The 22,565-nt window shown below is 62.1% G+C and carries 20 protein-coding genes; all 20 read right to left on the bottom strand.

Features of this window, described 5'->3' with window-relative positions; all coding sequences use genetic code 11:
- Window positions 1-87: 87 nt before the first annotated feature.
- Complete coding sequence (locus KHO53_RS18120) at window positions 88-1,398, bottom strand: flagellar hook-length control protein FliK (protein WP_213570577.1); 1,311 nt, start codon at window positions 1,396-1,398, stop codon at window positions 88-90.
- A 91-nt stretch (window positions 1,399-1,489) separates the two neighbouring features.
- Window positions 1,490-1,837 carry an Hpt domain-containing protein gene (locus KHO53_RS18115; protein ID WP_010225003.1) on the bottom strand — a complete coding sequence of 116 codons (348 nt, stop codon included), beginning with the start codon at window positions 1,835-1,837 and terminating at the stop codon, window positions 1,490-1,492.
- 25 nt (window positions 1,838-1,862) lie between these two features.
- Window positions 1,863-3,578 carry an ATP-binding SpoIIE family protein phosphatase gene (locus KHO53_RS18110; protein WP_213570576.1) on the bottom strand — a complete coding sequence of 572 codons (1,716 nt, stop codon included), beginning with the start codon at window positions 3,576-3,578 and terminating at the stop codon, window positions 1,863-1,865.
- A complete protein-coding gene (locus tag KHO53_RS18105) occupies window positions 3,575-3,880 on the bottom strand; it encodes an STAS domain-containing protein (RefSeq protein ID WP_010225001.1) in 306 nt (101 codons plus the stop codon). Before KHO53_RS18105 ends, KHO53_RS18110 begins: the two co-directional genes overlap by 4 nt.
- Window positions 3,881-3,973: 93 nt before the next feature.
- Entirely contained in the window at window positions 3,974-4,426 is a 453-nt protein-coding gene (gene fliJ / locus KHO53_RS18100; protein WP_010225000.1) for a flagellar export protein FliJ, read from the bottom strand.
- A gap of 6 nt (window positions 4,427-4,432) precedes the next feature.
- On the bottom strand, window positions 4,433-5,794 hold the full coding sequence (gene fliI / locus KHO53_RS18095; RefSeq protein WP_010224999.1) for a flagellar protein export ATPase FliI: 1,362 nt from the start codon (window positions 5,792-5,794) through the stop codon (window positions 4,433-4,435).
- On the bottom strand, window positions 5,784-6,545 hold the full coding sequence (gene fliH, locus KHO53_RS18090) for a flagellar assembly protein FliH (RefSeq protein WP_010224998.1): 762 nt from the start codon (window positions 6,543-6,545) through the stop codon (window positions 5,784-5,786). The genes fliI and fliH overlap by 11 nt, the downstream gene beginning before the upstream one ends.
- A gap of 139 nt (window positions 6,546-6,684) precedes the next feature.
- Complete coding sequence (gene fliG / locus KHO53_RS18085) at window positions 6,685-7,704, bottom strand: flagellar motor switch protein FliG (protein ID WP_010224997.1); 1,020 nt, start codon at window positions 7,702-7,704, stop codon at window positions 6,685-6,687.
- Window positions 7,697-9,478, bottom strand: a complete 1,782-nt coding sequence (fliF, locus tag KHO53_RS18080) for a flagellar basal-body MS-ring/collar protein FliF (RefSeq protein ID WP_010224996.1) — start codon at window positions 9,476-9,478, stop codon at window positions 7,697-7,699. The genes fliG and fliF overlap by 8 nt, the downstream gene beginning before the upstream one ends.
- Before the next feature lie 15 nt (window positions 9,479-9,493).
- Window positions 9,494-9,820, bottom strand: coding sequence for a flagellar hook-basal body complex protein FliE (gene fliE, locus KHO53_RS18075; protein ID WP_010224994.1), 327 nt, complete (start codon window positions 9,818-9,820; stop codon window positions 9,494-9,496).
- A gap of 120 nt (window positions 9,821-9,940) precedes the next feature.
- Window positions 9,941-11,323: a sigma-54-dependent transcriptional regulator gene (locus KHO53_RS18070; RefSeq protein ID WP_159388274.1), complete on the bottom strand. Its 1,383-nt coding sequence runs from the start codon at window positions 11,321-11,323 to the stop codon at window positions 9,941-9,943.
- Entirely contained in the window at window positions 11,323-12,534 is a 1,212-nt protein-coding gene (locus KHO53_RS18065) for a sensor histidine kinase (RefSeq protein ID WP_010224991.1), read from the bottom strand. Before KHO53_RS18065 ends, KHO53_RS18070 begins: the two co-directional genes overlap by 1 nt.
- Window positions 12,535-12,738: 204 nt before the next feature.
- Complete coding sequence (gene fleQ, locus KHO53_RS18060) at window positions 12,739-14,214, bottom strand: transcriptional regulator FleQ (protein ID WP_010224990.1); 1,476 nt, start codon at window positions 14,212-14,214, stop codon at window positions 12,739-12,741.
- A 170-nt stretch (window positions 14,215-14,384) separates the two neighbouring features.
- A complete protein-coding gene (gene fliT, locus KHO53_RS18055) occupies window positions 14,385-14,681 on the bottom strand; it encodes a flagellar protein FliT (protein ID WP_010224989.1) in 297 nt (98 codons plus the stop codon).
- A 13-nt stretch (window positions 14,682-14,694) separates the two neighbouring features.
- Window positions 14,695-15,090, bottom strand: coding sequence for a flagellar export chaperone FliS (fliS, locus tag KHO53_RS18050; protein ID WP_010224988.1), 396 nt, complete (start codon window positions 15,088-15,090; stop codon window positions 14,695-14,697).
- Between the two features lie 133 nt (window positions 15,091-15,223).
- Entirely contained in the window at window positions 15,224-16,630 is a 1,407-nt protein-coding gene (fliD, locus tag KHO53_RS18045; protein ID WP_010224987.1) for a flagellar filament capping protein FliD, read from the bottom strand.
- A gap of 76 nt (window positions 16,631-16,706) precedes the next feature.
- Window positions 16,707-17,072: a flagellar protein FlaG gene (locus tag KHO53_RS18040; RefSeq protein ID WP_026001413.1), complete on the bottom strand. Its 366-nt coding sequence runs from the start codon at window positions 17,070-17,072 to the stop codon at window positions 16,707-16,709.
- A 71-nt stretch (window positions 17,073-17,143) separates the two neighbouring features.
- Entirely contained in the window at window positions 17,144-17,992 is an 849-nt protein-coding gene (locus KHO53_RS18035) for a flagellin domain-containing protein (RefSeq protein WP_010224985.1), read from the bottom strand.
- A gap of 470 nt (window positions 17,993-18,462) precedes the next feature.
- On the bottom strand, window positions 18,463-19,392 hold the full coding sequence (locus tag KHO53_RS18030; RefSeq protein WP_010224984.1) for a ketoacyl-ACP synthase III: 930 nt from the start codon (window positions 19,390-19,392) through the stop codon (window positions 18,463-18,465).
- Window positions 19,393-19,744: 352 nt separating this feature from the next.
- On the bottom strand, window positions 19,745-22,531 hold the full coding sequence (locus KHO53_RS18025) for a glycosyltransferase (RefSeq protein ID WP_213570575.1): 2,787 nt from the start codon (window positions 22,529-22,531) through the stop codon (window positions 19,745-19,747).
- Window positions 22,532-22,565: the final 34 nt, after the last annotated feature.

Here is a 22,565-nt window from a genome sequence, read left to right as displayed (position 1 = left end):
GGTTGAGCAAGTGTTATGCCAACCTGGAAGGGCAAGGCTGCGCCGTGCATCGCTGGCAAGGCCAGCCCCCACAAAGACCGCAGCCAATCAGGCGTAGTAATCCACCGCGCTGGAGCCCACAACCGACTGCTGCTCGACCGGCATTGCGCCCGGTGCAATTTCAGCGGATTCACCAGCTTCATTGCGCCGCGCCGCCACGCCACTGAACTTCGGTGCATCCTGGGCGCCCTGCTGCTGCCCGCCACGGGACTGATCGGCGACGTTGACGTCCGGCTGCCCCAACCCCTGCTGGGCGAACATTTCCTTGAGCCGGTGCACCTGGTTCTCCAGCGCTTCGCGCACCCCGGCATGACCACTGACAAAGGTCACCTGGGCCTGTTGTTCCGGCGCCAGGTTGACGCGGATGTCCAGGCGCCCCAACTCGGCGGGCTCAAGCTTGATATCCGCCGACTTGAGGTTCTGGCTGGACAGGTACATGACCCGGTTGACCAGGCCTTCGGTCCAGCCGCCCTGGTTCATCGCCAACGGCTGGTTGAGCGGCGTCGCCACCGGCACGGCATTGGCAGTCTTGGCCGTGGCCGCCTGGGTCAGGCTGCTCAGGCGCTCGGCAAAGTTGTCGACGCGGGTATCGCTCGAAGCACTTTTCAGGTCCTTGAGCCCATCATCGATCAGGCCGCTGAAGGCTTTTTCGCCCGGCTCACCCTGCTCGGCATCGGCACCCGGCTTGTCCAGCAGGGCCGCCAGGGTATTGACGGCAGGCTGGGCAGGCATCGCCTCAGGCTGGGCAGCAGCAGGCTTGGCCGCGTGGGTGGAGGTAGTGCCCTGGGCCTGGGCACTCTGCTCCAGGGCCAGGCGCAAGGCCGGCAGGTCGGCCAGAGGGTCTGCCTCAGGGTCAAAAGCAGCCTGCGGTTCAAGCACAGCTTCTGCTGCCGGCGACGCCACGACCGCAGGCTGTACCTGAAGCTGCGCAGCAGCCTGCACCACTGGCGCGACCGCTTCGGCCTGGGCCTGAATCAGTTGGGCGCCCGGCTGCGCATCGGTCACCTGGCCAGCCACCAGGCTGGAGTCGAGCAAGGTCGGATCTGCGCTCAGCGCCGGATCCGCTTCAGCGCCATCCTGCTCCTCAGGCAACTTTTTGCCGCTATCGGCAACCTTCGCGTCATCACCGGCGGTTTTCTTGCCGTCGCTGACGGAGGCAGGCGTGGCGCTGGCGTTTTCACGCAGCGGCGGGTCGCCAGCCGTAGCGTTCGCCTCGCGAGACTCCTTGGCATACACCTGAGAAAAGCCGCCAGCCTTGTCGTTGGAGGCCTGCGGCGATTTTTCCGGCGCGCCGGTAGCGACGCGCGATGGCTTTGCCGGCGCACTGGCTTGCAGCAGGGAATTGGAAGCGACGGGCATGTAGGCGTCTCCACTACAGGGGTCGAAAGCGTAAGTTGGCGAAGTTCACGCAAAAGTCGCGCCAGGTTCCATTACTGACGCCACAATTTGCTCAGCCGATCGATACGCGCCGACGCTCTTCGCGATATAACTGACGCACCGCCGAATACTCGCGGTCGATCTGATTGATCAGATCCTCGATCCCCTGCAGCGGCCCATTATTGACCCGGTCTTCCAGCTGCCGGCACAACTCGGCCAACGCCAAGGCGCCCATGTTGCTGCTACTGCCCTTGAAGCTGTGCGCGGCATGCGCCAGCTCGTCGGCGTTTTTCGCTTCATGCAACTGGCTGAGGCGTTTTTCGGAATCGTCAAGAAAGGTTTCCAGCAAGTACAGGTAGCCATCTTCCATGACCTCCTGCAAATCGCTAAGCACCTTGCGATCGATGTGAATGTCGGACACTTGCTCACTCCTTGATCAAGTTGGATTATGCCTGAGCCTCCCAGGCGAACTCCACGCATGCGCGGCGCCCCTCGTCGGCCCATTCGGCACGCCGGCTCAAGCGGCGCACGAGATTCAGCCCGCGCCCGCACAACCCTTGCTCGGACACAGGCCTGGCCAGCACTTTACTCACATTGAAGCCCTTGCCGCTATCTTCGACCTCGATAATCAGACGCCCGCCCTGACCAAGAGGTTCAACCCGCAGGTGCACGCGGATGAAGCCTGCGCTCAGCGCCTGTAGACGCTCGTTGCGCATCTGGTAATAGGTGGCAAAGCTGCGCGCATCGCGCTTGAGCGCAGAATCCAGGCCCAGCACCCCGTGCTCCAGGGCATTGGAATACAGTTCGGTCAACACGCTGTGCAGCGCCCCGCCCTGAGCCCGCAGGCCGTGAATTTCCTGCAGCAACTGCTGCAGGTAAGGCAAGGGGTTGAAGCGCTTGAGCGTCTCGGCACGAAACTCGAACTGCAATGACCAGTCCAGCGGGCTGGACTGGCCACTATCAGAATAGATCACAGGCAACGGCGACGACAGTTGCGGCTCCACCACCTCGATATCCAGCAGGCTGACGTCGTCGCGCGAGCGCCCGCGAAAGCCGTCGAGCGCCTGCAGCACCTCTTCGAACAACAGCGCCGGCTGACGATTGGCCGCCAGCACCCGGCGCAAGCGCTCGACGCCAAACAACTGGTCGTTTTCATCACTGGTATCGACCACCCCGTCCGACAGCAAGAACAACCGCTCTCCCAACGCCAGCGGCAGCACCTCGGTGGTGTCGTCGAACTGCTCAGGCGCCAGGATGCCCAGCGGCAGGTGCCGCGACACCAGCGGCTGCGGCTCGCCCCCACTGGCCGGTAACAGGTAGCCGTCGGGCATGCCGCCATTCCACACTTCGACCACCCGCCTCTGGAAGCTCAGGTTCAGCAGCAGCGCACAACAGAACATGTCCACCGGCAGAATGCGCTTGAGCTTGGCATTCATCTCCCGCAGGGTTTCGGCCAGGCCGTAGCCCTTGGCCGTCATGCCGTAGAACACTTCGGCCAGGGGCATGGCGCCGACCGCGGCCGGCAAGCCATGCCCGGTAAAATCCCCCAGCAATACATGCATGTCGCCAGCCGGTGTGTAGGCGGCCAACAGCAAATCACCGTTGAACAAGGCATAGGGCGATTGCAGGTAGCGGATGTTCGGCGCACTCAGGCAGCCGGCATGGGCCACCTGATCAAATACCGCCTTGGCTACCCGCTGCTCGTTGAGCAGGTGATTGTGATGCCGGGCAATCTGGTCACGTTGCTCAAGCACTGTTGCCTGCAGCCGGCGCAAGCGGTCCATGGCCTTGATTTTGGCGGCCAGGATCACCGGGCTATAAGGCTTTGCCAGAAAATCGTCGCCACCCGCCTCCAGGCAGCGCACCAGCGCCTGCTCTTCGCTCAACGACGTCAGAAAGATGATCGGCACCAGCGCCTCACCCGCCAGGGCCTTGATTTGCCGGGCCGCCTCGAAGCCGTCCATCACCGGCATCATGGCATCGAGCAGGACGACATGCGGGCGCCGCTCGGCGAACAGGGCAACCGCCTGCTCGCCATTCTCGGCAGTGAGCACCTGGTGCCCCTGCTTGCGTACGATGGTGGCGAGCAGCAAGCGATCGGCCGCGCCATCTTCGGCGATCAGTACGCTGAGCGCCTCGACATCAGCACAGACCTGGTTCAACTGATGTCAAACAACTTGTCAAAGTTGGAGATAGCCAGGATTTTGCGCACGTCGGAACTGGCATTGACCACCCGCACATCCGACTCGTCACCCCCGGCATGATCACGCAGCAACAGCAGCATGCCCAGCGCTGAACTGTCGAGGTAGGTCGCCTCCTTGAGGTCTACCACTACCGAGTCCGGCCTGGCTGGCTTGTGCTCATAGGCATTGCGAAACTCCTGATGCTTGCCAAAGTCAAAACGCCCTTTGACCTTGATCGTCAGCTTTTTCCCATCCTGGGACACCACAGATTCAACTGCCATGTAGGCGATTCCTTCCGTTACGACGATTACAGACAACTAGAAGGTTTAGCAGCCCAGCCACCCAGCGGCAACCCTTGGCGACCAATACCTGCCTCAGTAGCGGTCGTGACGCGGCAAACGCTGGGACAGTTCGTCGAGCAGCTTCTGTTCACGTTTGTCTTCGGCCACTCGCGCTTCATCGATATAGCGCTGCACCAGCTTGCGCAAGCCCTCGACCCGGGCGTAAGCCTGCTGCCAGGTGCCCCGGGCGTTCTTCAGGTTGCTCTGGTGCCAGGCCAGGCTTTGGCGCTGCTGGGTCATGGCAGCTTCCAACTGACCAAGGAAGCTCTGGTAGTTGACCAGCCAGCTACCGGACACGCCCTGCCCGCCACGGTTGATCCACTGCAACTGGTAATCTTCGCGAAAGCGGTCGAGCTCACTGAGCTTGGCCTGGGCCATGTTCACCTGCTGCTGGAACTGCCCCAGGCGCTGGGCAGCCTGACGCTCGGCGTTTTCGGCCATTTCCACCACTGGTGCCAGGCGCGCGGCACGACTGGGCTGGGCCATGGCCTATCAGCCGCCAGTCGCAGGCTGGGCGAACACGTTGGCCAGATGCTCGCGGCTCTGTTGCATGCCAACGTTTTCGTTCAGGCCCTGGCGCAGGAAATGCACCAGGCGTGGCTGCAGGGCAATGGCCAGGTCGGTCTCGGCATCACCGCCGGCCACATAGGCACCGACGCTGATCAGGTCGCGGCTTTGCGACAGGCGCGACCACAGCTGCTTGAACTGCTGCGCCTCGGTCATCTGCTCGGGGCTGACCACCTGCGGCATGACCCGGCTGATCGAAGCCTCGATATCAATGGCCGGGTAGTGCCCCTCCTCGGCCAGACGCCGGGACAGCACGATGTGGCCATCGAGGACACCCCGCGCCGAGTCGGCAATCGGGTCTTGCTGGTCATCGCCTTCGGACAGCACGGTATAGAAGGCGGTGATCGAGCCACCTCCGGCCTCGCCGTTACCGGCGCGTTCCACCAGTTTGGGCAGCTTGGCGAACACCGATGGCGGATAACCCTTGGTGGCTGGCGGCTCGCCGATGGCCAGGGCGATTTCCCGCTGGGCCTGGGCAAAACGGGTCAGTGAATCCATCAGCAACAGGACGTTCTTGCCCTTGTCGCGAAAATACTCGGCGATGCGCGTGCAGTACATGGCGGCGCGCAAGCGCATCAATGGCGCGTCATCGGCAGGCGATGCCACCACTACCGAGCGTTTGAGGCCTTCCTCACCGAGAATGTGCTCGATGAACTCCTTGACCTCACGCCCACGCTCACCGATCAGGCCGACGACGATGATGTCCGCCTCGGTGAAGCGGGTCATCATGCCCAGCAGCACACTCTTGCCCACGCCGGTACCGGCAAACAAGCCCAGGCGCTGACCGCGGCCAACCGTCAACAAACCGTTGATGCTGCGAATACCGACATCCAGCGGCTGGCTGATCGGGTCGCGATTGAGCGGGTTGATGGTCGGACCGTCCATTGGCACCCAGTCTTCGGCCTTCATTCCGCCCTTGCCATCCAGCGCCCGACCGGCGCCATCGAGCACCCGCCCGAGCATGCTCATGCCCATGGGCAGGCGGCCACTGTCGGCCAGCGGTACCACGCGCGCACCGGGCGCGATGCCGGCAACGCTGCCAACCGGCATGAGAAATACCTTGCCGCCGGCAAAGCCCATGACTTCGGCCTCGACCCGCACCGGGTGATAGCTGTCGTCGTTGATCACCACACAGCGGCTGCCAACGGCCGCACGCAGGCCCTCGGCTTCCAGGGTCAGGCCGACCATGCGCAGCAGGCGGCCTTCGACCACCGGCTGAGACGGTAAATTGACGGCATCGGCGTAGGCGCCAAGGCGCTTGCCAAAACTGGTTCGCTCAAGGCGCATCGGCGTTGCCCAGGTCAACCTGCAGGTCTGGCGCGGCCGGGTGCAGGCCTTGGTCATGGAGCTGATCAAAGAGTTGCGCCATGGCTTTCTCGATACGGGTTTCCATGGTCGCGTCGATGCGGCTGTGATCGGTTTCGATGCGGCAGCCGCCCGGCAGCAACGCCTCGTCTTCGAGCAGCTTCCAGCGCTCTTCGTGGCGCTCGCGCAGGGCCTTGGCCAACTCGAAGTCCTGCGGGTTGATATGGATGCGGATGTTCTCGGCGCCCATTGGCAGCAGTTTCAGCGCTTCACGCAGCACCTGGCTGATCTGGCTGGAATCGCTGCGCAGTTCGCGGCCAATGACCTCGCGGGCGATATGCCCGACCAGGTGCACAACGGCCTTTTCGATCTGGCTGTCCTGTTCGGCGATGGGTTCGAGCAAATGCCCCATGAGCTGTTCAAGGCTGGCCAGCTTGGCGCCCAGGGCCTCTTCGGCTTCCTGGCGGACCTTGAGCTGGGTGCTGTGAAAGCCCTCGCGCTCACCCGTGGCAAAGCCTTCGTTGTAGGCTTCCTGGCGGATGCTTTCGAGCTCTTCGAGGGTCAGTGGCTGGACTTCTTCCAGCGGTACTTCTTCGATTTCTTCCTGAACCTCTTCAGGTTCCGGCTCTGGCTCCGGTTCTGGCTCGGGATCGAAGCTGGGCAGCGCCCAGCGATCGAAGCCCTCGAGATCGTTGGCGCGAATCAGCTCACTGAGGTGCTCGTTGGTTGACATGATTTCACGCACTCGTAAAACAGTTCTGCGGGAGCTGGCTTGCCAGCGATGCGGACACCTCGCCCCCAGGGTTACTGCGTCGATTCCATCGCTGGCAAAGCCAGCTCCCACAGGGGCCGGTGCCAGCAACGAGATCCGCTTAGATCATCTCTTCGCCGCCCTTGCCACCGAGGACGATTTCTCCGGCTTCGGCCATACGGCGGGCGATAGTGAGGATTTCCTTCTGTGCCGTCTCGACATCGCTGACCCGCACCGGGCCCTTGGCCTCGAGGTCGTCGCGCAGCAGCTCGGACGCACGCTTGGACATGTTCTTGAAGATCTTCTCCTTGACCTTCTCGTCGGCGCCCTTGAGCGACACCACCAGCACGTCGGAAGACACTTCACGCAACAGCGCCTGGATACCACGATCGTCGACATCGGCCAGGTTGTTGAAGACGAACATCAGGTCTTCGATCTGCTCGGAGAGTTCGCCGTCGATGTCGCGGATCGCATCCATCAACTGGCCTTCGACGGAGCTGTCGAGGAAGTTCATGATGTCCGCAGCCCGCTTGATACCACCCAGGGTGGTGCGCGCGGCGTTGGAGTTGCCGGAGAACTGCTTCTCGAGGATCTGGTTCAGCTCCTTGAGCGCCGCCGGCTGCACGGTGTTCAGCGACGACACGCGCAGGATGATGTCCAGGCGCACCTTGTGGTCGAAGTTGCCCAGCACTTCACCGGCCTGATCCGGGTCCAGGTAGGCGACCACGATGGCCTGGATCTGCGGGTGCTCGTAGCGGATGACATCGGCCACGGCGCGCGGCTCCATCCACTTGAGGCTGTCCAGGCCGCTGGTGTTGCCACCCAGCAGGATGCGGTCGATCAGGCCGTTGGCCTTGTCCTCGCCCAGGGCCTGGGTGAGCATCTTGCGGATGTAGCCGTCGGAGCCAACGCCCAGGCTGGTCTGGTCGCCGACGATCTCGACGAACTCGCTCATCACCTGCTCGACCTGCTCGCGATGGACGTTGCCCATCTGCGCCATGGCCACGCCGACCCGCTGCACTTCCTTGGGGCCCATGTGCCGCAGCACTTGCGCGGCATCGGTTTCACCCAGCGACAGCAGCAGGATCGCGGCCTTGTCGACGCGGGTCAGTTTGGCGGTAAGGGCTCGGTTATCACTCATCGGCGTTGATCCACTCTTTCACGACCTGGGCCACACGACCCGGGTCTTCGGCCACCAGGCTCTTGATTGCATTGAGCTGTGCGTCATAACCCTCGCTCGGGCTTGGCAGCAGAATGCTTTGCGGACCACCCAGGCTGACGCGGTCGTTGGCCAGATCGCCATCCAGACCGAGCATGCCGCCCAGTTCCATGTCGCCATCGGCACCGGCGCCTTGCTTGCCATTGCCGGTGATGTTGTTGAGGACCGGACGCAGCACGCCGAACACCAGGACCAGGATGAACAGCACACCCATGACCTGCTTGATGATGTCCCAGAACCATGGCTGCGAGTAGAACGGAATTTCGCTGATCACCTCGCCACGGTCGGCGGCGAACGGCACGTTGATCACGCTGACGCTGTCACCGCGGCTGGCGTCGAAGCCCACCGCGTCCTGCACCAGGCGGGTAAAGCGCGCCAGGTCCTCGGCAGCCCACGGCGTGCGGGCGGCATCGCCGGTGGCCGGGTCGACCTTGAGCTGGTCATCGACCACCACGGCCACCGACAGGCGGGTCAGGCGCCCCTGCTGCTGACGGGTATGGCTGATGGAACGGTCCAGCTCGAAGTTCTTGGTCGACTGCTGACGCTTGTCGGCCGGGTACGGCGCGAGCATCGGCTGGCCGGTGGCCGGGTCCATGATCTGCTGGCCGTTGGCATCGAGCAGCGGCTGACCCGGCTGAATGGCGCTGGCAGCGGTTTGCGTGCCGCCGGTGGTCTGCGGCGCCGAGGCCGGGCCGGGTGGCTGGTTGCTCAGGGCACCGGGCACACCTTGCGGCCCCATGCTGCTGGAGCGTTGTTCGTTGACCGACTGCTCGCTGCGCAGCGCCGGCTGGTCAGGGTTGAACTGCTCGGAGGTCGACTCGACCGCGCTGAAGTCAACATCGGCCGACACTTCAGCCTTGTAGCGATCGTTGCCCAGCACCGGCTGGAGGATGTTGTGCACACGCTGGGTCAGCAGGCCTTCCATGCGGCGACTGTAGTCAAACTGCTTGCCAGCCATGGTCAGCTCGGAGTTTTCCGCCTGATCGGACAGCAGGTTGCCCTTCTGGTCGACCACGGTGACCTGGGACTTGTTCAGCTCCGGCACGCTGGTCGCCACCAGGTTGACAATGGCCATCACCTGACCGGCTTCCAGGGCGCGCCCCGGGTACAGCTCGACCAGTACCGAAGCGCTGGGCTTGCGCTCGTCACGTACGAACACCGAACTTTTAGGAATCGCCAGGTGCACGCGGGCACCCTTGACGTTGTTGAGGCTGGAGATAGTCCGCGCCAGTTCGCCTTCCAGGCCACGACGGTAACGGGTGGCCTCCATGAATTGGCTGGTGCCCAGGCCCTGCTCCTTGTCGAGGATCTCGAAGCCGACATTGCCATCGCTCGGCGCCACGCCGGCGGCAGCCAGCTTCAGGCGGGCACGGGAAATATCGTCGGCCTTGACCAACAGGGCCCCGGAATTGGGTTCGACGTTGTAGGGGATGTCGGCAGCGGCCAGGGTGTCCATGACCTGCTTGGTGTCCATGCCGGCCAGGCTGCCGTACAGCGGCCGGTAGTCCGGCTGCTGCGACCACAGCACCACGGCAAAGCCGATCGCCACGCTCGCGGCCAGACCGACCAGCAGGCCGACCTGACGCAGCATCGGCATCTGCGAGATGTTTTCCAGGAACGACATGCCGAACAACGGCGGCTTGGGCGCTGACCCGCTGCTTTTGGCGGGCACGTTATCGACGACTGCTTCGGCCATGACTCAATCTCGCCCTTATACCGGCATCTGCATGATGTCTTGATAGGCCTGCACCAGCTTGTTGCGCACCTGGGTCAAGGCCTGGAACGACACACTGGCTTTTTGCGAAGCGATCATCACATCGGTGAGGTCTACGCCGCTTTTACCAATTTCGAAAGCGTTGGCCAACTGCGTGGAGGCCTGCTGGGTATCGCTGACCTTGTTGATGGCCTGCCCCAGCATGTCGGCAAAATTGCTCGAACCGAGCTCTGGCGCAGCCGCAGCCTTCGGCATCGACATGGCGTCCATTTGCATGGCCCGCATGTCCAACATCAATCGATTAAATTCAACACCTTGGCTCATGGACTTCTCTCTCCGACGGCCCGCATTTTTTTGACACTCACGCAGCGGATAGGCAGGACATAGCAACAAGAGTGCCAGCTCTGCCCGCGGCCCGAACAAAAACTCTAATTCAACACCCTGTCAGCTCGCGTAGAGGCTGGCCTCGACATCCATGCCGGCATCACGCATCTGCGCCAGCTTGTAACGCAGGGTGCGTGGGCTAATACCCAGGCGCTCGGCAGCCTCCTTGCGGCGGCCCCGCTCGGCGCGCAGGGTGTCGATGATCATCTGGAATTCGTGGCGGCGCATGTCATCGCCCAACCCGCCTGCGGCCTCGACCTCAGCCTCGACCGGCGCAGCCGTCATGACGGGCGCTGCGGCAAATACCGGCAAGGCACCGGCAAGACAGAAATCCGCCGCTTCGATCACCCCGCCCTGCTGCAGGATCAAGGCCCGCTGGATGGCGTTGTCCAGCTCGCGCACATTGCCCGGCCAGGCATAGCCCTGCAGGCAGGCCTGCGCCTCGGCCGACAGGCGCACCGGCGCGTGCTTCATTTTATTGACGTGGCGCGCCAGCAAACGTTCGGCCAGCGGCAGAATATCGGCGCTGCGCTCGCGCAGCGGCTTCCAGGCCAGCGGGAACACCGACAGGCGATAGAACAGGTCCTCACGAAAACGCCCCGCCGCCACTTCGCCCGCCAGGTCGCGGTTGGTGGTGGCGACCACGCGAATGTCCAGGGCAATCGGTTTGCGCCCACCGACCCGCTCCACTTCACGTTCCTGCAGCACCCGCAGCAGCTTGGCCTGCAGCCCCAGGGGCATCTCGGAAATCTCGTCGAGCAGCAAGGTGCCGCCATCGGCCTGCTCGAACTTGCCGGCCTGGGCGGCAATCGCGCCCGTGAACGAGCCTTTCTCATGACCGAACAGGGTCGCTTCGAGCATGTTGTCGGGGATGGCTGCGCAGTTAATGGCCACGAACGGCTGATTGGCCCGTGGCGACTGCTGGTGAATGTAGCGTGCCAGCACCTCTTTGCCGGTTCCGGACTCGCCCGAGATCAATACGGTCGACTCACTGCGCGCCACTCGCGCCGCCAGCTCCAGCAACTGCGCGCTGGCTGGCTCGCGCGCCACCGGCCCTTCGCTGTCAGCGGCACTGGCCACCCCCAGGGCGTGACGCGCCACCAGCTCAAGCAATGCCTTGGGTTCGAACGGCTTGACCAGGTAATCCGCCGCCCCCTGGCGCATGGCCTCGACCGCACGCTCGACGGCGGCATGAGCGGTCATCAACAGCACTGGCAAGTACGGCTGGCGAGCACGCAACAGGGCGAGCAACTGATGCCCGTCCATCCCCGGCATGTTGACATCACTGACCACCAGGCTGAACGCCTCGCTGGCGACCACCTCCAGCGCCTCCTCGGCCGAGCCCACAGCCTGGTGGGCAAAGCCGCCCAGCTCAAGCGTATCGGCCAATGCCTGACGCAGGGCGCGGTCGTCTTCGACCAGCAGCACCTTGATTGCTTTCATTACTCTGTCTCCGCCTGCTGCGCGCCGATCAGCGGCAGGCTGATCCGGGCACAGGTGCCGCGACCCGGTCGCGAACGTAATTGCAAACTGCCCTGATGGGCGCGCACCACCGCCTTGACCACCGCCAGGCCCAGCCCGGTACCGGTGGCCTTGGTGGTCAGGAACGGCTCGCCCAGGCGCGCCAGCAAGGCGCTGTCGATACCGCCACCGGCATCGCTGATGCACAGGTGCAGCACCTGCTCGCGCCGATACAGGTGAACCTTGAGCCGCGCAGGCTCGCCACTGGCCTGCACCGCGTTTTCGACCAGGTTGAGCAGGGCGCCGACCAGGGTGTCGCGATTACACAGCAACTCGCCCAGGTGGCTGTCGCACTGCCAGCGCACGGCATGCCCCTGGACATGGGTCTGAGCCGCCTGCTGCAACGCCTGGAACAGCGCCTTGGGTGTCAGCCGATCGGTCAGCGGCAACTCGCCGCGGGCAAACACCAGCATGTCACGCACCTGGTGCTCCAGTTCATGCAGGCGCTCCTTGAGGCTGCCGGCAAATCGCTGCTGGGTTTCAACCGGCAGGCTTTGCTCGGCCAGATGGCTGGCATAGAGCATGGCCGCCGACAACGGCGTGCGAATCTGATGAGCCAGGGAGGCAACCATGCGCCCCAGGGACGACAGGCGCTCGTGCCGGGACAGTTGGTCTTGCAGGCGACGGGTTTCGGTAAGGTCGTTGAGCAGCACCAGTTGCCCAGGCTCGGCATCCAGCGAGCGCGTGGCGATCGACAGGCGCCGGCCATCGCGCAGCGACACCTCATGACCGTCATCCTCGCGCGGGGCAAAACTGCGGGCAATCACCTGGCGCCACAGCTCGCCCACCAGCGGCTCGCCGAGCAGGTCACAGGCCGCTGGATTGGCCTCGCGCACACGGCCCAGGCCATCGATGACAATGACCCCGCCCGGCAACAGGTCGAGCAGGTTCTGCAAACGGTTGGCCAGGCGCTCCTTCTCGGCGAGCTCGGCCATGCGCTGGGCACTGACCACTGCCAGCTCACCCTTGAGTTCGGTGACCCGGGCTTCGAGCAGGTTATAGGACTCACTGAGCTGGGTGGACACCTGATCGAACAAGGCAAAGGCCTGCTCAAGACCGAGGCGGCTTTCCTGCTCGGCGGCGTTCGGCCCCTTCGGTTCAGGGACACAGGAGATGGTGGCGACCTGGGGCATCGTGCTCTCTCGCGTGACTGACCGTCATAAAACGGTATGGTGTCAGCGATATAGCAATAGCCGTGCCGGATAGTTTCAGAGTGGCTGCGAGCAACGCTGCAGGGCGCTGGCAAAGGCCGATGGGGCGGGCGTTACAGCCCTTTGAAAGATAGGGTTATTGGCCATGATGAGCGCGCTACGCAACTCATCATGGCGACACAGGCGTCAATCCTCCGCCTGTTCATCCCCGTCGCGACGGCTCATGCCGTACTTGCGCATCTTCTCCACCAAGGTCGTGCGGCGAATGCGCAGGCGCTCGGCGGCGCGGGCGACGATACCGTTGGCATCATCCAGCGCCTGCTGGATCAGACCCTGCTCAAGCCCACCGAGGTAGTCCTTGAGGTCCAGGCCCTCAGGCGGGAGCATGGCGTGGCTGGCGAAGTTCGGCGTATGGCCGTTGATGGCCACGCGCTCTTCCAGGTCCGAGCGCAGACTGTCGACCAGTTGCTCGTCTTCGTCGTCGACGTAGCGGAACTTCTTCGGTAGCTCCGACACACCGATGACCCCGTACGGATGCATGATCGCCATGCGCTCGACCAGGTTGGCCAGTTCACGGACGTTGCCCGGCCAGCCATGACGGCACAGCGACATGATCGCCGCCGAGTTGAAACGGATCGAGCCACGCTTCTCGTGCTCCATGCGCGAGATCAGCTCGTTCATCAGCAACGGAATGTCCTCGACGCGCTCGCGCAGCGGGGCCATCTCGATGGGGAAGACATTAAGGCGGTAATACAGGTCTTCGCGGAAGGTACCCACCTCGATCATGCTTTCGAGGTTCTTGTGGGTCGCGGCGATGATGCGCACGTCGATGCTCTGGGTCTTGTTGCTGCCCACGCGCTCGAAGGTGCGCTCCTGCAACACGCGCAACAGCTTGACCTGCATCGGCAACGGCATGTCGCCGATCTCGTCGAGGAACAGGGTACCGCCATTGGCCAGCTCGAAACGCCCGGCGCGGCTGGTGATCGCCCCGGTAAAGGCGCCCTTTTCGTGGCCGAACAGTTCGCTTTCAAGCAGCTCGGCCGGAATCGCGCCGCAGTTGACCGGCACGAACGGCGCTTCGCGGCGCTTGGAATGGTAGTGCAGATTGCGCGCGACCACTTCCTTGCCGGTCCCCGACTCGCCGAGGATCAGCACGCTGGCGTCGGTGTCCGCCACCTGCTGCATCATCTGCCGGACGTGCTGAATGGCCCGACTGGTACCGACCAGGCTGCGGAACAGATTGGGTTCGCGCTGGCGACCGCGCTCGCGGGCCTGGTCGTACATCTCGCGATAGACCTGGGCACGGTGCAGCGAATCGAGCAGTTTGCTGTAGCTCGGCGGCATTTCAAGGTTGGAGAGAACGCGACGGCGCAGGTCTTCCGGCAACTCGGCAGAAGAAATTTCGCCCAAAAGCAGAACCGGAAGGAACTCATCCCACCCAGCCACTGTCTTAAGCAAGCCCATCAGACTTGCCGGAGCATTCACGGCCCCGATCAGGACACAGAGCACTTCACGACTGGATGACAACGACTCGACAACCTGCTGCCAATCATGGCTCGAGCAGGGCAAATTTTCTTCGCCAAGAAAATTCAACACTACTGCCAGATCACGGCGGCGAGCGCTATCGTCATCGATCAGGAGAATTTTGGTTTCACGCCACATGCAATAACAACTTCCCTAGTCATCTCGGCGCCCTTGTAAGGGCAAGCTCGACATCATTCCGACTGAACGGTCAGTGTTCGGACGTCTGAAATTAGAAAACAGCCACTAGTTAAGTCAAAAAACCGTACATAGTCAAATTTATGGCGCACTGCTTTTTGTTTTGCCCAGTTTCAGCTGAACAAATGGTATACCTTTGCCGCGTTTTTGGCTTGTCGGATCTGCATCATCTCATCGACTATTGATTGACGCTCCCCGCTTGCAACCTCGATTAATTCCTTGTACACGCCCAGCAACTCTTCAAGCTTGCTGCGCAGCGTCAGCTCATCGACCGACGCCTCGGCCAGCACGTCATCGACACACAGACGGCAACTGACGTCGAGCTCGCTGATCGCCTCCCAGTCGCGACTGGCCAGGGCCCCGAGCAATGCCTCGCGGGTTTGTTCGATACGTTCGAGCACGACACTCATGGCAATCTCCTGTTCAGACGTCGGCGGGCTGCTCGCCGATAGCGTCCCAACCTTCCTTGACAGTAATCAACAACCGGGCCACCTCATTGAGGATCTCCGGGTCGTTCTGCACGTTCGCCTCGACCAGGCGCTTGCTCATGTACGAATACAGGTTGTCCAGGTCAGTCAGCGAGTCAGCATGGTTTTCCAGGTCCAGGCCTTCGCGCAGGCCGCCAACGATACCTATGGCCTTGCCGATCAGGATGCCGCGCTGGGCCACATCGTTGCGCGCCATGGCGCCCTTGGCCTGGGCAATTCGATCCAGACCACCCTGCATCAACATCTGTACCAGACGGTGCGGGCTGGCCACGGAGGTCTGCGCCACGCCGTTGACTTTCTGGTACTGCCGAAGGGCCAACATCGGATTCATGCTCTACCTCGTCACCGCAAAAAAGGTTTCATATACCGCTTGTATCGCCTGCGCGTCAAAAAACTTTAGCGCGTACGGCAAAAAGCCCGGAGTCCCCCTAGGGCTACTGCCGGGCTTGTGTCACCGCGCTGAATCAGGAGTTTTTCTGCTGCGCCTCGATCGAGGCGAACATCGAGGCGATGTTCTTGCGCTGCGCCTCGAGCTTGCCGACCAGGGTATCCATGGCCACATAGCGCTTGGTCAGCGACTCGGTGAGCGAGGTGATACGACGGTCAAGCGCCAGTTGCTGATCGGACAGGTCCTTTTGCAGCTTGTCCAGGCCGGCCTTGCGCGAGTCGAGGATGCCGCCCGTCTGCAGGTACGGCTCGACAGCCTTGGTCATGTTCGCGAACACGCCATTGGTGCCGGTGAACAGCTCCTGCACGTCAGGGCCGAGCTTTTTATCCTTCATCGCCGCGTCGTACTTGGTGGAGTTGAACTCCAGGGTACCGTCCTTGGCCGTGTTGATACCCAGCTGACTGAGCGTGGTCAGGCGACCACTCCCCGACGGGGTAGACAGCTGCTTGCGCAGCTCGGACAGCAGCGAGCGAGTGGTCGGATCGCTGGTCAACGGCCCGAGTACGGTTTTACCGTCTGCATCCTTGGACACCGCGCTCAGCGCATTGGCGGCCTTGACCAGCGTATTGTAGGCATCGACAAAAGCCTTGACCGATGTCTTCAGGCCTTCGGTGTTTTCACCGACAGTAACCTTGATTGCCTTGTCCTTATCAAGCCCGGTGACCTGGAGCAGCTCCAGGCTGATGCCGCTGATGGCACCATCAACGGTATTGGTCTTGCTGGTAACCGGCAGACCATCGATGGTCAGCTTGGCGCTCTGGGCAACGCCGTCGATATAGCCGGCACCGTTACTCGCCATCGAGACAGTGCCGTCGATCTTCAGCTCGGCAATGCCATCGACCGAGATGTCGGTACCCTCACCGGTCTTGGTCGAACTGAACACCAGGCGCGAGCCGTCCTTGCCGTTGACGATGTTGGCACTGATGCCCTTCTCGGCCAACGAGGTGTTGATCGAGTCGCGCACCGTCTGCAAGGTCGCCCCTGGGCCAACCTTCACGGTATGGATCACACCATCCTGGGTGATGGTCAGGTCACCTTCAGGTATCGACGTGCTGGCACCGCCGGTAAAGTTCTGACTGGCCACCTTGGACGAGGTGGCGAGTTTTTCGACCAGGACCGAGTAGGTACCCGGTACTGCGGTATTGTTCGAGGTCGCCTTGACCGTGGCGTCGCTGCTGGAGGTCGCGGTATAGGCGTTGAAGGACGGAGCCTTCGGATCATTGAGCTTTTTCATCGCTTCCTGGTACACAGAAAGCGCACTCTTGAGCGACGCTACCCCGGAAAGCATGGCCGTGTTGTTGGCGGTCTGGCGCTTGATCTGATTCGCCTTGGGATTGGTTTCCGCCTTGACGAGCACATCAACGATCTTGTTGATGTCTACGCCGGAACCCAGACCGACACTCGGTAAAATTGTACTCGCCATAACTACTCCCTCATGGTTACGCGCCGCCCTAGCCTTGCCAGGCTAGCGAACTTGCCACTCAACTGCCAGGTCAGCTTCAGACCTTGGCGTTGAACAGCAGGCTGTTTACATCGCTCAGACTGTGAGCGATCTTCAACGCCTCTTCCGAAGGAAGTTGGCGGATCAGCTCTCCGGTCTCACTGGCGATGACTTTAACTACAATTCGGCCGGATTCTTCATCCGTGGAAAATTCAAGGTTACGTCGCGATGAAGCAAGGAACTTCTCGATATCCTTGACCGCGTTCTTCACCTTCTCAGCTTCGGACAAGCCTTTGTCGGCAGCATCCTTGGCCGGCGTGATGGCTTCAACACCCGCTACGGGCTTCGCCGCAGGGCGTTCGGTGGTCGCTTCGACCGGCTTCACCGTCGGGTACGACAGGTTCAGCTTGACGCTCATATCCATGTCACCACCTCTCAATGCAAAAGGCGGAGGAGCGCCGTAGTTGCACTCCTCCGCCGATAACCACTAGGAGATTAGCCCAGCAGCTTCAGTACCGCCGACGGCAGTTGGTTGGCCTGGGCCAGAACCGAAGTCGAAGCTTGTTGCAGAGTTTGCTGCTTGGTCATCTGAGCAGTTTCAGCGGCGAAGTCGGTATCTTGTACACGGCTACGAGCAGCTTCGGCGTTCTCGTTGATGTTTTGCAGGTTGTTGATGGTGCTGGTCATACGGTTTTGTACAGCACCCAGCGCAGCGCGGGAGTCACCGATGGTGCCGATAGCCTTGTCGATTGCAACCATGGCAGCCGAGAAGTTGGTTTCGGCAGTGGCGCTGTCGCTACCGGCGATGGTGATGGCGCTGGTGATACCCAGGTCGCTGGCCAGGAACTTACCGGTCAGGTCGATCTTGATCTGGTTTTCAGCACCAGTGTTGGAACCGACCTGGAAGGTCATGACGCTAGCCGAACCGTCCAGCAGGTTCTTGCCGTTCAGCTGGGTGGACTGGGCGATACGAGTCAGTTCCGCAGTCAGCTGCTTGAACTCGCCGTCCAGCGAGGTACGGTTAGTCGAGTCGTTCGAGTCGTTTCGCGACTGTTGAGCCAGTTCACGCATACGCTGCAGGATGTTGACCTGCTCTTGCATCGCGCCTTCAGCGGTCTGGGCGATCGAGATACCGTCGTTGGCGTTTTTGATTGCCATGGTCTGACCGCGGATCTGCGAGGTCATACGGGTAGAGATCTGCAGGCCAGCGGCGTCGTCTTTGGCGCTGTTGATTTTCAGGCCGGAGGACAGACGGCTCATCGAGGTGCTCAGAGCGTCGGAAGCGCGGTTCAGGTTCTTCTGAACGCCCAGAGAGGTAGTGTTAGTGTTAACGGTTAATGCCATGACGAATTCCTCGTGTTTGGGATACTGCGGCTTCCGGCCCTGGCATCCGCCGGGTGTGGCCTAGAGAACCTTCGTAATAGTTATCGTCGTCTGGCGCGGTTGCTTTAGGGCTTTTTAGAAATTTTTTAATGGCACCCTGCCACCCCAATGAAATCAAGGGTTTGACGCCAGAAAAATCGCTTACTGGCCAACACCTGGGTTGAAAAAAGGGTTCTTCACGGCATTTCGGGGACTATGATTTTGGGGATGGGATGGGATGGGATGGGATGGGATGGGATGGGATGGGATGTTGAGGTTGCGGGCTTATCCATTTTGGATGGCGCTGCTGCCGGCCCCTTCCAGAATGGATAAGTCCACAGCCTGAACAACCCAACCCAAGGATCATGGTCCCCAGGATTCCGTAAAGCCCCCCCCAAAAAAAAGCGCCACCGGTGAAACCGGCAGCGCTTTTTTTACCGCAAGGCTCTATATCAACCCTTGCGCTCGATGATCGCCGAACCCCATGACAGGCCAACGCCAAAACCACTCAGGGCAACACGCTGGTGCTGCGAACCCAGCACATGCTTCTCCAGCAGCAGCGGAATGCTCGACGACACGGTATTACCGGTTTCGACCATGTCCTTGACGAATTTGTCCGGGTCATCCTCGAACCGACGCGCCACCGCATCGACAATTGCCGCACTGCCCTGGTGAATGCAGAACAGGTCGATATCCGCCGGTGCCAACTGGCTTTCGCCCAGCAACTCATGCAGGTGCGCCGGCACCTTGAGCAAGGCGAAGTTGAACACCTGGCGGCCATTCATGAAGAACACCCCGTCGCTGACCTTCAGATGCGCGGCACCACCACCATCGGTACCGAACTTGGCCTTGCCCAGCTGCCAAGGGGCGCCCTCGCCCATCCAGGTCACGGTCGCCGCATCACCAAAGAGCATGGTGGTGTTGCGATCTTCCGGATCGACGATCTTGGAGTACGGATCAGCAGTGATCAGCAGGCCGTTTTTCAGCCCTGCCGCTTCCATGAAGCCTTTCATGGCGTAGAGGCCATAGACATAACCCGAGCAGCCCAGGGAAATATCGAAGGCAGCGACATGGGTCGGCAGGCCGAGCTTGTCCTGAACGATGGCAGCGGTGTGCGGCAACCCTTCTTCGTCGCCATTCTGGGTAACGACGATCAAGGCATCGATGGACTCAGGCGCCAGGCTCGGATTGGCAGCGAACAGGGCCTTGACCGCCTCCACACATAGGTCGGAGGTTTCCTGGCCTGCTTCTTTGCGCGGCAGAAAGGTCGAACCGATCTTGCCGAGAATGAACTCTTGGTCCTTGGCGAACTTCGCACCCTGGGCGTAGTTGTCCACACCCTCGACAGGTACGTAACTCGCAATGCTTTTGATGCCAATCATTGTGGCTTCCCGATAGATATGCGGATTTTCACGGGCACTGGAACCGGATAACCCGGGGTGTTGCGAGCCTGCGCAGCCCCCGCTCGCCAGTACCGCCCGACGACTCAATAGATTAAAGATGCCCGTTTCGACTGCCAAGTCACTGTTGCGCAATCATTACTCAATACAAAGCGACGGCCAACCGGAAAAACCAGGCCAAACAGCAGGGAAAGGTGAGGTGTCGTGCAGAAGTCCAAGGCGTATGTGCAACATTGTCAGCCCGCATCTGCGCGGGGCATTGCACCCCGACTGCCTGCTGCGGCGAGCAGCAATGAAAAAGCCGGGTCTAAGACCCGGCTCCTGTACACGGCGTTCAGGCCAGTTCGGCCAACCACTCCAGCTCAGCCGGCTTGCCGACCGTTGGCGAACGCGAGATATCGACCGCGTTGCGCACATCGACCACTACCCGAGTGCTGAACGCGGCGGGCCAGCGTGCACTCAGCGCCTGTGCATCCAGGGTCGGCACACCCGCATTGAGCATTTGCGCTTGCGGTGTCCACAGGACCAGCTGACCGGCCTGGCCGACCTTCAGGCACAGATCGACATCGGCCCCTTCAATGTCATCCAGGCCAGCGCACTGCTCAAGCAACGCCTTGCCGATCATCAGGCAATCATCGGATACCGCCTGGCAACTGCGCACCGCCGCCAGCCCCAGCGCCGCCACAGCAGCCTGGCGCGCCACGCCTTGCCAGGCCCCACGCACCTGCTGGCTGGCCAACAGCTCATAGCCGCCATGGCTGATCAAGCCCTCGGCGTCATGCATCTGGCAACCCACGACCCCCACTTCAGGGCGCTGCGCCTGGTTGAGCAAAGCTTCGATCCAGGCCGGCGTGACCACCTGGCAGCGGCTGGACATCAGCACCAGGTACTCGCCCTGGGCCTGCTTGGCCGCCATCTTGACCATTTGCGCACGGGTGCCGGCGAACTCACTGGCCATCAACTTCACCCGGCCACCCAGCCCCTGGAGGTTGCCAAGGCTTGCCGCCGTCGCCTCAGCACTGGCCGCATCGGTCATCACGATCACTTCGTAGCGGGCATAGCGGGTCCGCTGGACGATGCTCGCCAAGCTGCGCTTGAGCTGCTCAAGGTCCGAGTCGATCGACAGCAGAATGCTGACCTGAGGGGTGGTCGGGTGACGGAAATCGATCTGCAAGGCGCCATCTCGCCCCTCACTGACCTGTCCCCGGTAACCGAGTACGCTCAAGTGACGCTTGAGCGTTGCCTGCGCGTCGGCCTGCATCGCCTCGCCCGCCTGCTGGCCGATGACCAGGTACTCATCCAGATGGGCCAGGCCTGCAACGCCATTGCGCTCAATCAGGCGCAGCAGGACATCGAACTCCAGCGCCGCCTGGCAGGTTTCGCTGTAGCCACCCAGCTCGACAAGGCTTTGCCGACGCACCAGCCAGTGGCGAGACATCAAGTCCGGACGCGCGCGCAACAGGTCCAGGTTGGCCCCCGGACGCACCACACTGAGCAATCGGCCCTGCTCATCACGCTGGACTTCATTGGCACAGATGGCCTGGCAGGCTTGCGCCGCAGACAACTCCACCTGCAGACGCAACAGCCCGCCTGGTGCCAGCACATCACCCGCTTGCAGTTGCAGCAGCCAGGCACTGGACAACTGCTCCACCACCTGATTGAGGTGAGCGACCAGATTGCTGGCAGTGACGCGGATGAAATGCAGCGTATCCTTGGCAGTGGTAATGGCGGGCAACGCACCGGCCTTGAACACCACTATCTTGAAATCACGCAAACCGCTGGCCAGCAAGCTGTCGAAGGTGGCTTGCAGGGCCGCGTCGTTGTTCTCCAGATCCACCACCAGGAAGGCGATCTGTGGCGACTGGATCGAGCCCAGGTGGGCCTGAATACGCTGACGAGCGTCGCTGTCCGGGGTTGCAGCAGCAATGGCCGCGAGCACTTGCCCCGAAGGTGATGCCGCCAGTCGTGCTTGCAGATCGGTCGCCGGCAACTGATCGAGCTGCGCCACCCAGTGGTGCAGATGGGGGACGAAATCCTGCTCTTCATCACTGCCCAATGCACCGAGCAGGTTGTGGCAGACGTCCGGATTGAAAACGCCCAACTCAAAGGCCTGCCAATAACGCGCCTTGAGACTTTCGGCGCTGTCATTCGGATGCCGGACCATCAGCGCCTGCTGCTGGACCCAGACCCCCTCCAGCGCCTCAGTGTGAACCTTGCCAGCCGGCCAGGCGTGGAGGAAAAACTCCAGCTGACGCAACTGCTCGAACAGCGGCGCGGTGTAGTACGGCATCTCGACATACTGCACAGGTTCGAATACGCACTGCGGCGCAGCCACTATGCTGATCCAGCGCGAGGTGACCACGCGCGGCGCCTCGAGCCCCGCCCAGGTGCTGGCGACGAATGCCGTCAGCGCCTCAAAGCCCTTGGCGTCAGCGCACACCGCGCCCTGCTGGGCATCCCACTGACGAATCTGACGCACGGCCAGGGCCTGCCGCTCTTCGCGTGCAAGCTGCGAAAGCGCAGAGGGACTGTACTCGGCGACCAGGGTGGTTTGCTCGACGACCGTGGCCACACCCTGGGCCAGCAGGCCAAAGGATACCGCCACACACCAGGCTTCGAAGCCCAGGTCGACCGGCACACTGCGCAGCAACGCTTTCAGGGCCTCGACCCTGACGACCGAGCGCCAGGCCTGCAGCCCGTTGTCACCGTACAGGGCAATACGCTCGCATGCGTCGCCGACCACCGCCGCCGGCGCAATCGCGCCACCCAGCTTATGGTAGGCAACTTCACTGTTACCAGGCCGGTAACCCAGCGCATAGCCGTGGGCCATCAGGCAGTGCGGGGCATCACGCAGAGACTGCACCAGCGATGCAGTGGCAGCGGCCAGGAGAAAGTCGCTGTCTGGCGTCAATACCACGAACGGTGTGCTCAAGCGCTCCAGGGTATCGAGCAGTTGCGCCTGCCAGCCCTCGGCATCGGCGCCTTGCACCGCAACCTCGAACAGCGCATGGCCCGGGAAGTTCTGCCGGTAGTAGTAGCCGGCGCGCTCACGGTAACTGGCGTCGCCTTGGCCCAGCAGTACGATACTGAGGTCTTGCGCCCCGGCAGTCGAATCGATCATTTTTTCGCCCATAGCGCACCCAATACTCTCGTTG

Source organism: Pseudomonas sp. RC2C2 (genome assembly GCF_018390435.1).
Taxonomy (GTDB): Bacteria; Pseudomonadota; Gammaproteobacteria; order Pseudomonadales; family Pseudomonadaceae; genus Aquipseudomonas; species Aquipseudomonas donghuensis.
The sequence above is the reverse complement of the archived record's forward strand: the minus strand, read 5'-3'. Positions and strand labels throughout refer to the sequence as shown.